Source organism: Paenibacillus sp. FSL H3-0310 (assembly GCF_038002785.1).
GTDB lineage: Bacteria > Bacillota > Bacilli > Paenibacillales > Paenibacillaceae > Paenibacillus_AQ > Paenibacillus_AQ odorifer.
On sequence record NZ_JBBODC010000001.1, the window covers coordinates 3,310,190 to 3,325,002 of the forward strand.

Consider the following 14,813-nt stretch of genomic DNA (forward strand, 5'->3'; position numbering starts at 1 on the left):
CCCTGATTATCAGCCAGAGAATCATTTCCCCTTAGTTACGATCATAGTAAATTCAAAAAAGGAGCATAATCTCAGTTGAATTTTAATTTCTATGACTACTTCGTATTAAAGATTATACTTATGGAATCCTCCTGAATCTCCTTAATTGTATATATACCGATTTTTTCAGCAGCGCTCACTAACGCTGAGATATACTCAGGAGTTGAATTTAATTTCCGAGCAGAAAGCTTCAGGTTAATGGAGAACTCATCCCCATGCTCGTCAACATCAAGAGATTTCACATAAACTTTAAATACCTTTACATAATGCTCATAGTTAACCAAATGCTCTTCAGTAACACCTTGAAATGAAACATTTACTTTCAAGGATTCCGGCTTCAGGAAGCTCACCTTACCTGCCTTGTCTACCTGCCCTACTTCAGGATTCAACACTTGATATTCAACTCCATCAAGGATTGTAAAATCCATCCCATTATCCATAGTGACTAGTAAATTAAGACGTATATCGATAGCTTCTGGTCCGATTAATGTCAGATAGTCACTTACTTCATGCTTGATCGTTTGTCCAGCCTCTTTCCCGGCGAACATAATCAATGGACTATGTACACGTCTATTCCATGACTTCTCTTCATGTGTACCCAAAGGGTCCATCTGAAAGAATAGATCCTTCCCTAATACAAATCCCTTCGACTTTAGTACAGTCACAAGCGGATCAATTGGCATTCCTTCGGTTACGCCCATGTCGAGCCAAATCTTCAATGCAGGCTTCCCGGACTCTTTCGCCAACTCATCCAATATACGTCCATTGCTTACCCAAGTGGCAGGGGATAAAGCCCCTATCGCTGAGAAGGTCTCCGGGTGCTGATACCCCATCCATAAAGCCTGAATAGCACCGAATGACGATCCCATTATCATCCGGTGATCCCGATCGGGAATGGTCCGGTAAGCACCATCAACATAGGGAATAACTGTATTGATAAAATATTGGGTAAATTCGGCTGCACTCGCTCCATCCGAAGGAATAGACTCATCCGGAAATGGAACATACTCCATTCCCCGTTCTGATCCATCACTTGAAGCGACTCCTATCACGATAACCTTCTCCATGGTTCCATCAGCAACGAGCTGATCAATAATCTCCTCAACTCTCCATTCTTTGCCTAAAGAGCTGGTATTTGTATTGAAAATATTCTGCCCATCGTGCATATACACAACAGGATAACGCTCACTGTCAGCTTCATAACCTGCAGGTAAATAAACAAATATTCTCCGCTCACCTATATTTTCTATGTGCACAGTACCTTTTGCCGCCCCCACATTGGTTGGGTTCTCCGATGCATTAGAAGTATTGCTTATCGTTGGATTGGGGGTTGGTGATGTAGCAACTTTTTCATTTACATTTTCGTAACTGGAACATCCCGAAAGCGCTAACAAAACTAATACTGCAAACCCCAAAAAGCTCCATCTAAATAATCCATTTGAATGCATAGAACCCCTCCTGATTTTTTGTTCAAACGTTTTCACAACTCTTATTATACAGGATTTATATGGGATTATGAACATTTTTTCACAAGTTGGGGAGCGTTATAAAGCGCTCAAGTTTAATTGTATTTCATACAACTATAATCAAACAGAAGGCTCGATCACTGGATATAAGTGTATTTCGTGCAGTTATTTTCTGAAATTACTCCCTTATAAGTAGATTCTCTAGTTTTTAGTTGTATAAAGTACAGTTAAAGTCAGGATTATTCTTTGGGCTCTCGAAATAACTGCACAAAGTACAGCTATTTCGCAGATTCCTTCAACATCCCACACCAACATCCGACACCAAAAAAATCAAAGAAGCAATCAGTCAGCTTCCACTAGCTCATCATTTGCAAAAGCAAACCTCCCCGCAGACCAAAAACACCAGACAGTGATTCTCCACGAACTGAAGGATCATTGTCTGGTGTTTTATTCAGATTCAGTAAGGGTTGTTTGGAGACAATCTCTTCTTTTCAATTAGTACTGTTGTCTTTCCTCGTAGGATACGAACAGCATTCTACGTTGCACATCCATAAGCATACGAATTACCCAACTTGCTAACAAGGCAACAACAAATCCAGCTACTACATAGGAGATATATTGTTGGGATAATGTCCAGTCGATCTGGAACAAAGCAAACACACTATTCTCTAAAATGTTCAAATCCATGGTTTGCAAGAAAATCTGGTGCAGCACAGGTAGTGTAATCAGGCCCAGTGCAGCCGCTACTACAGTTACTGTTATTGAAAAGAAAATAATACTGGATACGAATCGACCCATAATCAGCATGACGTTACGGGCAAACTTCGCTCCATGAAAACCTAACTTCATTCGTTGCAGGAAGCCCGCTCCCTCTAGCTGCATATCCGATCTGGCCTCTTCACTAGGTCTAGGAATATCTAACAATGATCTGACCAGCTCTTGCTCAAATTGTACGATGTAATCCAATCCCTTAGCTACTGCAAAAAACAAAGGAATTCCGATAAATATTGGGGTTAACGCAATGGATAACGTCAGCCCTGTCACCATAAACACGAAATATACAATCGTAAGCGGCAAAGAGATTAAGAAGTATAAAATACTCCGATATGTCTTTGGACTTGCTCCACGTTTGCGCGTTTTAGATTGGGGTTGTGATTCTGCTGGAATATGCATGGAATCAAGAGCTCCCATCGGCATAGTGTATAACTTATCATTCATTTCTATTGTCCTTCCTCTCACGTTTTTCAATTAATCTCATTATACGTGGGAAAAAGAAGGCTCAAAACAGTCTTGGGGCTGGAGTCATACCAGACTAAAGGCTAGGATTTGTTGCTCAAGGCGCATAATTAACCGGATTTATGATTTTGCTAGGCTACAGCCCCAACTTATTTCCCTTTTCCAGCCGCACAATCTGCTGTTCGCCATTATCTGCCAGCTCTCTGAACTGATTAATGGTTTCACGCATTTTGGGGAGAGCTTCCTGCTTATAAGTACTGATGGAATCGAGAGCGGATAGCACATCTGTAAAAGCTTGCTTTAATGTATCCACTGAAATACTTGATTCTAACGACTGTTTATGGATTTCCGCCCCTTGGTTTTTCAACATTTTTGAGGTACCGCTGATCAGGCTATCGGTGGTTTGATTTAAAAGTTCGATCTTTTTCAAAACAATTCGTTGATTATACAGCGCACTAGCTACCGTAACCGATATTTTCAAGGCAGACACGGTAACATTTCTAGCTCTGTCCACCCCTCTGATCAGCTCTTTATTATTTCGAATAACCACTTCTATGGCCATAATTCCTTGTTGATTCACTACAAGCATCTGTTGCAAATCCATGACACGCTGCCGCAACGGAAAAAGCACTTCTTCTGTAATGAACCGAACTTTCTCCTCATCCTCATCACGCAGCTTAGCCGCTTCCAGTTGCGTCTCTATTTCCTGATCCATCAGCATGCCGAGCTGAATTTCTTTTTGTAGCTTTTTTGTAAGTTCCCGAAGTGACTGTTGCTCGAATTCCAGCGTAGTATTGTCGTTCTTCAGAACGGTCTTACCCTTGTCTAAAGAAATTATAATATCTGAAATGACAGCATCCGCCTTTTGATATTTAGCAAAATAACTACGTAATGGATTAAAGAACTTACCTAAAAAACCTGTCTTAGCAAAATCTACTGCACTGGGATCCAAATCCTTCAGTTGGAGATTAAGCTCCGTCAAACCTTTCGCTACTTGGCCGCCTTCATCCCCTGTCTTTGATAAATTTCCCACTGAAACCTGCAACAGGGAGTTTTTGTCCGAAGAGGATCTCATCGTTTCCATACCGAAGCTATCAATGGATTGCAACACCGCTTTCCGCTTATCCAGTGACTCTAAATTCAGATCCAGAATGGCGGAGACATTGTTTACTGCCAGTGCTTTCAGTTGTGATACTTCCTCAGGCTCAGGTTTGACCTGCTCTTCAATTACTGATTTCAGCTTTTCCTGACTTACGACTTCCATAGTAAACGACATAGAACCCCTCCTATAAAAAATAGCTTACATTTGAACATTGAGCAGGTTGCCAATTTTATAGACTACATCATCTGTATCTGCATTGATGTTGGCCGCTTCATTTATACTCGAAATACTCTCAAGCGCCTTGATATTCGCATTGTAGCCAATCGTGTAAATCGGGATTTTGTAGGTCTCAATAAGACCTCTGATATCATTCAAGGAATGCCCTTCATTGGTCTCTCCATCACTTAATACAAAGATCAACGGCTTCAAATCCGGATTTAGCTGTAATTCCGTTTGAAGCATATGGATGGCTACCGCGATCCCGTCAAAAGTAGCCGTCCCCCCATTTGCTTGAAGACTATCAATCGCACCAACAAACATGGACTGCTGGTTCGTGTCATATTTTCCAATCGGAAGATTGATTGTAACGTTATCAGAGTAAGAGACAAAACCAATGCTGTTATCCTTGCCCAAGTACTTCTGGCCTGTTAATAAAGATTGCTTTAAGCGGTTCAAAGGTTCCCCGTTCATGCTTCCTGAGACATCTGCCACAAATACTGCGGCGATAGGTTTATTGCCATTTTTCTTCTCTTTCCACAGCTTCTGAGCTGAGGATATGAGACTGCCATCCACTGTACTAAGCTCTGATTGGTAATCATTAAGACCATTGAAGCCTTTTTTCTCACCCAGCTCCTGGTATTTATCCTGTTCAACAAACTCAGCAAACTTCTTAATAATATCGAGTTTTTCCTGAGGAAGATCACCCAAAGCATAAAGCGGGCTGTCATGTCTTACACCAAAAGGAGTGAATACATACCCCCCTTTCAAATCTGTTGCATTCACAAAGATCTGGTATTCTAAGACAAAAGCATCAAGCTTACCGGTTTTTGCAGCCTCTCGCATCTGTAAAGTGGTTGAGGCAATAAAGGGTACATTTGCTTGAAATTTCTCAAAGCCCTGCACCGCTTGCTCACCAAGTAAGTCTGAACCGCCAAACGTCCCAAGCGCTGTTACCAGAAAGTTTAAACCCGTAGAACTGGCAAAAGGGTCGGTATAGCCCATTGATAATTCATTATTTGCTATGGCGTCTGTAACCGTCTTAACGTTTAAAGAACCGTATTTCTCTATTAGTTCATCATATTTCGCCTTACTGGTAACAATACCAGCTACATTACCTACAAGGCGTTTAGTGATTAGCTGAGTGTTCATCCCGTTTGCTTTTACCATTTCGCCCCACAGCTCATTTGAAGGGGTAAAGGCATCTGGCACATACTTCCCAGATCTTATGTAATCTGTCGCTGTACCTGAAGCAATATTACGGATTTTCACAGAAACATGACTCCCGTTCACCTCAATATTAGAGTTGTTAAAATCTGTAGCAACTTCATTTAGCCAACCATCATTACCCGTTCCTGATTTCTCTGTAGAAGAAAATATCTCTACAAAGCTATCTGTTGTATTGTCTACGGATACAGGAAACTTTGAGATATCTGGTAGTGAATCCCCAATCGCAACAGGATCCAGGTCAATCTGGCCTTTGATTTGCTCAGCAGTGGTCACGTTTATGTTCTTATATAGCTTCTCAAGCTGCTTCCCCGCATCTTCGGAAGAAATCTGGGTTTTGGTTTTTCCTATATTAGAAGTCAAGGTGATTCCAAAATACACGAGAGCAAAAACTACCACCGTAATGGTCCCTAAAACTGCTACTGTTTTTCCTTTATTAGCCATACACATCTCCCCTTCATTGCTTATAGAATTTCGTCTGCTTGATCAGCTCATCGATTTCCTTCATACAAGGCATCTCTTCAACATCTGTATAATCTGTACTGTCAAGTAGCGATATTTCCAGCAGCAGCTTATCCAGCTTCAGCAGAATCTCTTCATTTGCCCCAAGATACCCTGTTACGTAGGCTAAATATTCATTGTACAAAGCTGTCTTTTTTTGCACCAGTTTATCTGAGAACTGCGAGGGTCTATGCTGGCTGGAGAAAAGGGTGAACTCTGAGGCATCAAATACACTGAGTTTATTCAGAATCCCTCGAATGTTCAGGTAAAAAAGCTTTGCTACTTCATAACTGACTGCATTAAATTTTTTGAAGCTAAGTTCAGTGGATTCGAATCTCTGACCTAAAACATCTAACAAGGTACTTCTCTTCTTTTCCATCCGGGATATCTGTTCTAGAGCAAGCGCAATGTCTTTTTTCAGCACTTTGACATTCTTGTATTGAGTAAGCGCGGCTATATAATCCTCATAAGATTTCAGTGTTTTCACAGCAGGGATAGATGAAGGTTTAAACAATAAAATATAACTTCCATAAAGAACAACAAGTAGACTAACAAACAACAATGTCACACCTAAAGCTATTTCAAATACACTGGTTCCTCCGATTTCCACCCCTAATAAACCTGGTGACAACACGATAATGTTCAGTAGTACCACACCGAGAATAAGTCCCAACAGCTTTATGGCTCTAACCCCGTTCATCACAACCACCTCCTGCATCCAGTCACTTCTATTGTATGGAGCAATTTCTGTTATTACGTCTCTTCATTTGCTATATGCTAAAAAAATAAGGAATTAATCAACAAAAAAACCTTAACAGGCAATAAGCCCATTAAGGTTAACGATCCCTATTTTATACCCACGCATCATTTGAATACCCGCGTTGCTCCCAATATCCCGTATGATCGCCTTCGATCAGCTCAATCCGGTTCAGCCACTTCACAGACTTGTATGCGAACATCTTCGGAACGATTAACCGTACAGGACCGCCGAGATCGCTAGGAATCGGCTTTCCATCATGCATTACCGCGACCAGCACATCATCCATGTCGGCTTGTTCCAATGTGAGCGTATCCGTGTATACACCATCACCCGAATAGAATTTCACAGTCTTAGCTGTGGGCTTCACACCGGCCTGACTCAAAAGATCTTTTAGCTTGATTCCTTCCCAGGTATTCTTATAGACTGACCAGCCTGTCACACAGTGAAAATCACTCACCTGAACGGTCCGGTTCAGCTTTACGAACTGTTCCCAGTTCCACTTAAAATTTTGCTCCACAAGCCCATCTATCGTAAAAAACCAATTGTTGTTCGTAAACTCTGGAATCGGAGTGACTGTGTAAACACGGAATTGTCCTTGCGCCCCTCCTCCGAGAGGGGGTGAGGATGCCGCCAGTGGCTGGGGTGCAGGCAACAACTGATTACGATCACTTTCGATCAGCTTATCAATTGTTTCGCTGCCTCCGATATTTCCAATTGAACTGCCGAGCCATTTTATAAACGATGGACCTATAGTGACCGCAAGCCCAACACCAATCGATCCGCGTATGAAAGCTCTACGTGTATAAACCGGCTGCGGGGTTTCCCGATGATTCGAAGGGCTGCCTGTCTCAATGCCACTTTTCACTATCCGCCGGCTCGGTTCTTTAAGCCATTTTACCCGAGTCAAAGAATGATAAATAATATAAGGAAGGCCTATCCAGGTCAATAAGTCATGGACGATCAGAGCAACGTTCGATACATGTGGACCCACCACGCGGAATTGCCAGAGTAGTACTCCTGAAACGAACCAGCCGAGCAGCAATGAAAGTACAACGATTACATTAAAACGTTGCCAAGGCCGCTCCTTCAGTTGTTTCCAATGTTTCCCTGCCAGCAGCAAATAATAAATAACCGGAATGATCGAAGCGACACCGACCACGATATGAAGCTCTTTGATCCATACTCTGCCTTCCCCTAAGAAGCCACGCCAGAAGCCACCTACAAGTACAAGTCCTGTGAGTGTGAGCAACACAACCAGCCAGCCATTCCAGGTATGAAGCGCCCGAAGCTTTTTCCCGTATCCCTTGCGCAGCCGAGCCAGTAAAGGATTCATTACCTTTCCTCCTCTTCACTAGGTATGCTCTAATAGCTCTTTCCTGATTCTACTCTAATAATGTTAGAAAAGACTTTGAAGCAGCTGTAAGAGGAACTCCACGCAGGGTAGCAATTCCTATGTTACGTTCTGGCAAAGGTGGGTCCAGAGGAATCTCGACAAGCTCACCTTTTTTCAATTCTTCGGTTACGTAATCACGAATAACAAAAGCAAGGCCAAAACCACGTTTCGCAAACTGAACAAGCAAATCCACACTTCCCAGTTCAAATTCAGGTGTAATTGTCAGATGATTAGAAGCTAAAAACTGATCCATATACTTTCTGGTGCTGCCACCCGCTTCTAAGCATAACAACGGATACTGCTGAATGTCAGCAAGCGGCATGGTCTTGTCCGCTAAATGACGAAAACCTTTGCCCCCTACCAGGCAATCTTGAAGCTGAGTACTTTTGCGAAAATCAATCTGTTTATCAGATGTCGGCAAGCTGACGATACCAAAATCAATTTTCCCTTCTTTTAAAAGCGTAAGTGTTTCTGGTGTCGTACGATTTGTAATATGAATGCGGATATTGGGAAATTGTTCATGAAATTGCTCCAAAAAAGGTAACAGATAATATTTGCATAAGGTGTCACTTGCTCCGATATGAATCTCGCCGCTGTTCAGATTGTTCATATCTGCGATCGCTCTTTCGCCCATGTCTACATGATGAAAGGCTTGCTCAATAAAGCTTAGCAGTACTTTTCCTTCTGTTGTTAGATCGACCCCGCGAGAAGTGCGAAAAAATAACGGGCCGCCCATTTTTTCTTCCAATTGTTTAATCGTGTGACTTACTGCCGGTTGTGTAATATTGAGTCGTTCTGCCGCAGCAGTTAAACTCCCAGTATTCGCTACCCAATAAAAAGAGCGATACCACTCCAAATTAATGTCCATCCCCACGTCATTACTCCACCTTATAATAGATATAACTTATATCAATTTTTCTAATGATTTAACTAGCATTATACTTAGTCCTGTAGCCAAAAACAAGCTTGGGAGGCGAAAACGCGTGACCGTAATTGCAATTGTAGGAGCAAACTGGGGCGACGAAGGAAAAGGAAAAATGACGGATGTGCTAGCTGCACAATCTTCCTTTGTCGTTCGTTTTCAAGGTGGTAGTAATGCTGGGCATACCATCATAAACCAATATGGAAAATTTTCATTGCATATGCTGCCATCTGGGGTATTTTATCCTTCCGTTACAAACATTATTGGACCCGGAACAGCACTTGATACAGAAGTATTAATAAAAGAATTGAAAGCTTTAACGGATAGAGGTGTGCCAAAGCCTAGATTATTCGTATCCGAACGGGCGCAAATCGTGCTTCCAATCCATCGTTTGTTTGATGAACTAGAAGAGGAACGTCTGGGATCTCAAGGATTCGGTTCAACTAAACGAGGAATCGCACCATTTTACGCAGATAAATATGCAAAGCTAGGCATACAGGTAGCGGATTTATTTGATACCGCCCGACTTGAGAAACGTCTTGAACAATTACTCGCTTCCAAAAATATCTTACTTGAGCATTTATATAAGAAAGCCCCGATCCAAATCTCGGAATTAATGATTCAGCTGCAAGAAGAAGCTGCACAGCTAGCGCCTTATGTAGCCAATACAACAGACTTGCTGCAAGAGGCTTATGCTAAGGGAGAGACTATCTTACTTGAAGGTCAGCTTGGGGCTCTGCGTGATCCTGATCACGGTATTTATCCTTACTCCACCTCCTCTTCAACACTTGCCGGGTTTGCACCTGTCGGTGCCGGTCTTCCTGCAGCAGCTATCACGAATGTCATCGCTGTAACCAAGGCCTATTCCAGTTGTGTCGGCGCTGGACCTTTTGTTACGGAATTAGAAGGGCCCGTTGCGGATGAACTTCGTACAAGAGGTGGCGATGCCGGGGAATTCGGGGCTACGACTGGCCGTCCTAGACGTATGGGCTGGTTTGATGCTGTAGCTACTCGTTACGGTTGCCAAATGCAGGGTGCCACTGAAGTCGTGTTGACTAATCTTGACGTGCTTGGTTATTTGGATGAGATTCCAGTTTGTGTGGCTTATGAGCTTGAAAATGGAGAGATCACCGACAAGTTCCCGGCTACGAATAAACTGAACTCTGCAAAACCGATATTCACACATTTATCTGGCTGGAACTGCGATATCTCTCAGATCACCGACTTCGAAGATCTGCCAGAACAAGCTAAGCTTTACATTGATTTTATTGAAACCTCTATTGGCACGCGTATTACTACGATTTCCGTGGGTCCTAGACGCGAACAGGTCATTAATCGGATAACGAAATAATCATATACGTACTAAATCTCTGTAGAATTTAAAAGAAGCGCCTCTCTTATTAGAGAAGCGCTTCTTTGTTTTATTCATGAGAAGGGCTGCCTCATACGTAGAAAAATCCACTTTTGAGACAGCCTCTTTTTGTGTACTCTTTTTAAATCAACACGGCATCCACTTTCGTCTGCGGAGCCTTGTCACAGCGTTTACAGACCTTAACGACTGCTCCATCCGTTTTTTTCTTGGGATAAAGCAGCTTAATACGGGTGTTCTGACAGATTGGGCAAGTGCCCCTGCCCCTTGATGGTAAATTCCAAAGTGCATGTCCACGTTTTGACTTTGCCATGAATAAACCCCTCATTTCGGCCAACAATAGTCAACACTTTAATTCTGAAAGTGCTTCTCCAAAATGATATGTCGCAAAGACAGGCTCTATGACTAAAGTAACGCAGAAATTAGGAAGTATTAATTCGTATAAATCATGGAGACAACACCGTTCGTAAAGGTAACATAGTTATAATTACCATACTGCCAGGTCTCCACTTGAATGCCACTACCTGATAGTGTGGATTTACTTATTGGCTTACCCCAACTAAACTCCACTTGCTGCTTGGTCATCCCAGTAGCAACTATGCTCTTTTTAATCTTAGTCCAAATCGCATCCGACCACTTATAGGTCTTAAATGGATCCGTTGTTAAGAAATATTCTTTATTTCCTAATGTACGGATCAACTCATCCCCCGACATTGTATAAGAGTTAAGAATTTGCCCCGTCGATAAAACCTTAAAAGAAATGGCGAATTCACCTTCATAATCAGGTAGAATATCTACAATAGTGACTTTTTGGAACTTATAATCGGAGTCGAATTGATTGAGCCAATATGTTTTTCCAATGAACTTAACGAGGTTTCCTTGTTCTTCCTTCTTAAAAATCTGCGCAGTTTGTTTCGTATAGGCGAACAACTCTGCTTTGCCGAAGTAGATCTCCATCGTCTGATAATTTCCATCCCAAATTAACTCTGCTGACAGTGCAGTCTTTAAAAGCGTGGCAGGAAAAACTGTAGATCCGTCGATCTTTTGCACCTTACCACTCATTTTGACCTTCGCACCATTCACCATTGCAATATCGCTTCCGAGTTGAAGCTGTATTGGCAAATCACCTAGACGAATGCTAAAGGTTTTAGTTGCTGTATTAACTTGGACTGTTGCTCCCAACGTTTGAAAAACCGATTGAACCGGCAAATACATTGTTCCATTAACAAATGCACCTTGATCAATATCATGGTCCGCACTGATCGAAACTTTTATTGTTTTGGAATCTGATCCTGAAATGACCGTTACGTTCGTTTCTCCTACCGCTAAGGCTTTCATTGTGCCATCGGCTTGCTTTTGCAGCAAATAAGGCTTTTCAATTACGACATTTGCTTGAGCTAACGGAACGCGTTCGGAAATGCCATCGGCATCTTTAGCATAGATTTGTACCGGAACATTGTCCCCAACAGTGATTTCGGTAGCATCCATCTGAAAAATCAAATCTTCAACCTGCGGATTGCCTTCATTGTATGATGACGAAACTGAACTGGCACTCCGTAAAATACTACCTTGATCGTAATCGACGTTACGCGTATCTGCCGCCTTCACTGTATGTATTGGACCCAACATAGATACTGCTAACGCTGCAGTGATGCTCCATTTAATAGCTTTCATTTTCCTTACATCCCCCTCTAAATATATAAACCTTAATTACTGTATCACAATTCCACAATTTTACTAGAGAAAAATTTACAGAAAAATTTTTTTTGTATTTCTAGTGAATTTACTCCGTGATAATTACAGAGTCTTCCATTATAATCATGGATTAGGAGGTATTAACTCATGGAAATAATAGCCGACAGATTGATATTAAGAGATTATACAAGCAATGATTTTTCTTTTTATGAAGAACTGGAACTTAATCCTTTGTCTCACAAATATGAAAACACCGCACCAGATGCAAAACAAATTAAAGAGAACTTCCTTTCGATTCTGACTCAGACTACCAGCGATCCGCGTGAGCATTATGATCTAGCAGTATGTACAAAGCAAAATAGTACCCCCATAGGCAACGTAAGTATAAAGTTAAATTGGGAAGAGATCAGAGAGTGGGAGATTGGCTGGGTCTTACTGCCGGAATACTGGAAAATGGGCTATGCGACAGAAGCCGTCAAAACACTGATAGGCTACGCCTTTAGCTCTCTTAATGCCCATAGAGTCGTTGCCTATGCCAATGCAGAGAATCTTCAATCTGAAAAAGTTATGATTAGAGCAGGAATGATTAGGGATGGAATCCTCAGAGAGACTAGATTTTGCAATCAACAATGGTGTGACGAACTCATTTACTCTGCTTTGGAACAGGAGGCTACATTAAATTGACAACAATCAAAGTTTTAAATGAAGGTTATGTAAGATTAGTAGATCATATGGGCTCAGATTTAACGGTTGCTAACGCTGCGCGTGTTTCTTATGCAAAACAATCTTTTGAGCTTAGTAATCGGGATATTAAACTAATAAAATTCCTTGCCCGTGAAGGACATACCTCTCCTTTCCGCCATGCCATCTCTCAATTTGAGGTTTATGCCCCATTAATGGTTGCGAGACAGTGGTGGAAATACGTAGTCGGTTCTGCTCATTACGAAGGTACTGGAGATAGCTTGGAAGCCTGGAACGAATCCAGCCGCAGATACATAACCGAAGAACCCGTTTTTTATCAACCTGCTGCGGGAGAATGGAGATCCAAACCAGAGAATTCCAAACAAGGCAGTGGTGACATCATTGCATGGGAGCTTGGTGAAAAATACACCCGCGAGCTTCAAGAATACACCGAGTTAGGATTATCTAAGTATGAAGCAGCTTTAGCAGATGGTATATGTGCTGAACAAGCAAGACTGTTTCTACCTGCTTATGGATTATTCGTTCGTTGGTACTGGACAGCTTCAGTTCAATCTGTAGCCCATTTTTTAAATCAAAGACTGGAGCATGACGCTCAGAAAGAAATTCAGGAGTATGCAAAAGCAATTTTATCGCTGATTGAGCCACTATTCCCTGTCTCTTTTGATCAGCTGCTGGCTACCGGTTCTGTAGATTAATTTATTTCCTTATATAAAAAAGAGCCGCCAAACCCTTGGCGGCTTTTCCCTTTTTACACTACCAACCCTCGTATAACTTCAAACTCGTCCCTACTGACTTCAACGAACCCGAGTGATGTATATAAATTCGTAGCACGTTCGTTTTCGATCCGATGGCCAATAACGATTTTGTCGCAATGATGTTCTGCTTTAATATAACGAATTAAGGTATCCATACCCGTTCTGCCTAAACCCCTGTTCTGATATTTCTGGTCAATCATAAAAGCCATAATCCAATAACTTCCATCCTCAGGATCTACGCTATACACAGAGAAACCTACCAATTCTTCATCTGCGTATAAAGCGAGCGGGGTCATACCACAATAAGCTGCTTCGGCTAACCAATAGACCACCGGTACAGGAAAAATAGCCTTTTGCTCATCCGATACTTCTAATTGAGTACAAGCGTACCAGTTTTTTTCAGTAATATCCTTCAGCACTATATGTGCTTGAAAGCCGGTTCGTAATCGGTCACAAACTCTTTCTAATTTCAGTTTAAGCTGTTTCGCCCAATCCGGGAAAATAGAATCATCCGTATTCTCCATACACCGAAGTAATCTAGCAAAACTGTATAAGTCTGCAAATCTTTGAAATTCAGGTATCAACTTCATATACTCATCATCCAGCTGCTTAACCGATCTATATCCACTAATAAAATGGTCAATGTTTCTTCTACTCTCATTATCATCCGATTCCGTCAGGTCTCTTAACGCCGATGTAATATCCATCGCAAACCAGTGATACATAGAGTCATCAAAATCGATGGCACTGTAGCGGGATTCTTCTTGCATATAAAAGATATTATCCATCTCAAAATCATAATGTACGAGCCCAGTATGCCCTACTCCAAAAGGAAGCTCCGATAGCCAAGCTTCAATCCGCTCATATTCCTTAAGCGCCTTATGCTCCTCAGGATGCCTGCTCAATACGGAATAAATAAAATTCAATGAATCGACCCAGCTTTTGCGATAAGGTGTGCTCGGTGCATAGGTTTCCGAAAAATTATGCAGACGTGCAAGCGATTGGCCCCATTGATAAAAATGAGGTTCCTTCATCTCATCAAGTGAAACATATTCACCCTGGGCCTGTTCAAAAACTACCCCGTGGTATCGCCCGTGATCCGTTAACAACGTTTCAATCCAATTGCCAGACTTAGAACGCACTGGAGAGACAGTCTCATAACCTTGTTCTAATAAATACATCATAAAATCCAGCTCTGCCTGGATATTGTCTGGAGAATTATCCTCTTCATGAGTAAACCTTAAATAAAAGCGGTTACCATTCCACTGAAAGGTATAAATAAAATTGCTGCTGGCCCTTACCATCTTTAAGGTTCCAGGCTCATGATTCCAATACTTAATCATCTCTTTAGCAGGAAGATCGTTCTCCGTTCCCCGCACCATGTTCATTAAAGTCATCATTGTCCGATAGTGCCTCCTGCTTCATGACGG

At 41.9% G+C, this 14,813-nt stretch carries 13 protein-coding genes; 3 read left to right on the forward strand and 10 right to left on the reverse strand.

Going from position 1 to position 14,813, the window contains the following annotated elements; all coding sequences use genetic code 11:
* Nucleotides 1–95: 95 nt before the first annotated feature.
* The 7 genes from MHH63_RS14985 to MHH63_RS15015 form a co-directional block, all read right to left on the reverse strand.
* Nucleotides 96–1,487 carry an alpha/beta hydrolase gene (locus MHH63_RS14985; RefSeq protein WP_341086416.1) on the reverse strand — a complete coding sequence of 464 codons (1,392 nt, stop codon included), beginning with the start codon at nucleotides 1,485–1,487 and terminating at the stop codon, nucleotides 96–98.
* Nucleotides 1,488–2,000: 513 nt separating this feature from the next.
* Complete coding sequence (locus MHH63_RS14990) at nucleotides 2,001–2,723, reverse strand: sensor domain-containing protein (protein ID WP_076217792.1); 723 nt, start codon at nucleotides 2,721–2,723, stop codon at nucleotides 2,001–2,003.
* Nucleotides 2,724–2,877: 154 nt separating this feature from the next.
* The gene (locus tag MHH63_RS14995) at nucleotides 2,878–4,017 is read right to left on the reverse strand and encodes a toxic anion resistance protein (protein ID WP_248548134.1); all 1,140 of its coding nucleotides are present in this window, start codon (nucleotides 4,015–4,017) and stop codon (nucleotides 2,878–2,880) included.
* A 24-nt stretch (nucleotides 4,018–4,041) separates the two neighbouring features.
* A complete protein-coding gene (locus tag MHH63_RS15000) occupies nucleotides 4,042–5,730 on the reverse strand; it encodes a VWA domain-containing protein (RefSeq protein ID WP_076217793.1) in 1,689 nt (562 codons plus the stop codon).
* Nucleotides 5,731–5,743: 13 nt separating this feature from the next.
* Nucleotides 5,744–6,487, reverse strand: a complete 744-nt coding sequence (locus MHH63_RS15005) for a hypothetical protein (RefSeq protein WP_341171735.1) — start codon at nucleotides 6,485–6,487, stop codon at nucleotides 5,744–5,746.
* Between the two features lie 151 nt (nucleotides 6,488–6,638).
* On the reverse strand, nucleotides 6,639–7,880 hold the full coding sequence (locus MHH63_RS15010) for a molybdopterin-dependent oxidoreductase (RefSeq protein WP_341171736.1): 1,242 nt from the start codon (nucleotides 7,878–7,880) through the stop codon (nucleotides 6,639–6,641).
* A 49-nt stretch (nucleotides 7,881–7,929) separates the two neighbouring features.
* Nucleotides 7,930–8,808: a LysR family transcriptional regulator gene (locus MHH63_RS15015; RefSeq protein WP_036686616.1), complete on the reverse strand. Its 879-nt coding sequence runs from the start codon at nucleotides 8,806–8,808 to the stop codon at nucleotides 7,930–7,932.
* A gap of 115 nt (nucleotides 8,809–8,923) precedes the next feature.
* Here MHH63_RS15015 and MHH63_RS15020 point away from each other — a divergent pair, with 115 nt between their 5' ends.
* Nucleotides 8,924–10,213: an adenylosuccinate synthase gene (locus tag MHH63_RS15020; RefSeq protein ID WP_076275816.1), complete on the forward strand. Its 1,290-nt coding sequence runs from the start codon at nucleotides 8,924–8,926 to the stop codon at nucleotides 10,211–10,213.
* Nucleotides 10,214–10,355: 142 nt separating this feature from the next.
* Here the strand turns inward: MHH63_RS15020 and MHH63_RS15025 are convergent, their stop codons facing one another.
* Nucleotides 10,356–10,544: a hypothetical protein gene (locus tag MHH63_RS15025; RefSeq protein WP_036686376.1), complete on the reverse strand. Its 189-nt coding sequence runs from the start codon at nucleotides 10,542–10,544 to the stop codon at nucleotides 10,356–10,358.
* A 119-nt stretch (nucleotides 10,545–10,663) separates the two neighbouring features.
* Complete coding sequence (locus tag MHH63_RS15030; RefSeq protein WP_341171737.1) at nucleotides 10,664–11,905, reverse strand: stalk domain-containing protein; 1,242 nt, start codon at nucleotides 11,903–11,905, stop codon at nucleotides 10,664–10,666.
* A 168-nt stretch (nucleotides 11,906–12,073) separates the two neighbouring features.
* Between MHH63_RS15030 and MHH63_RS15035 the strand changes: the two genes are divergently transcribed.
* Both MHH63_RS15035 and thyX read left to right on the forward strand, forming a co-directional pair.
* Nucleotides 12,074–12,610, forward strand: a complete 537-nt coding sequence (locus MHH63_RS15035) for a GNAT family N-acetyltransferase (protein WP_341171738.1) — start codon at nucleotides 12,074–12,076, stop codon at nucleotides 12,608–12,610.
* On the forward strand, nucleotides 12,607–13,323 hold the full coding sequence (gene thyX / locus MHH63_RS15040) for an FAD-dependent thymidylate synthase (protein WP_341171739.1): 717 nt from the start codon (nucleotides 12,607–12,609) through the stop codon (nucleotides 13,321–13,323). The genes MHH63_RS15035 and thyX overlap by 4 nt, the downstream gene beginning before the upstream one ends.
* Nucleotides 13,324–13,376: 53 nt before the next feature.
* On the opposite strand, the gene MHH63_RS15045 is transcribed toward thyX, so the two are convergent.
* Nucleotides 13,377–14,783 (reverse strand): GNAT family N-acetyltransferase, encoded by a 1,407-nt coding sequence (locus tag MHH63_RS15045; protein ID WP_341171740.1) that lies wholly within the window; start codon nucleotides 14,781–14,783, stop codon nucleotides 13,377–13,379.
* Nucleotides 14,784–14,813: the final 30 nt, after the last annotated feature.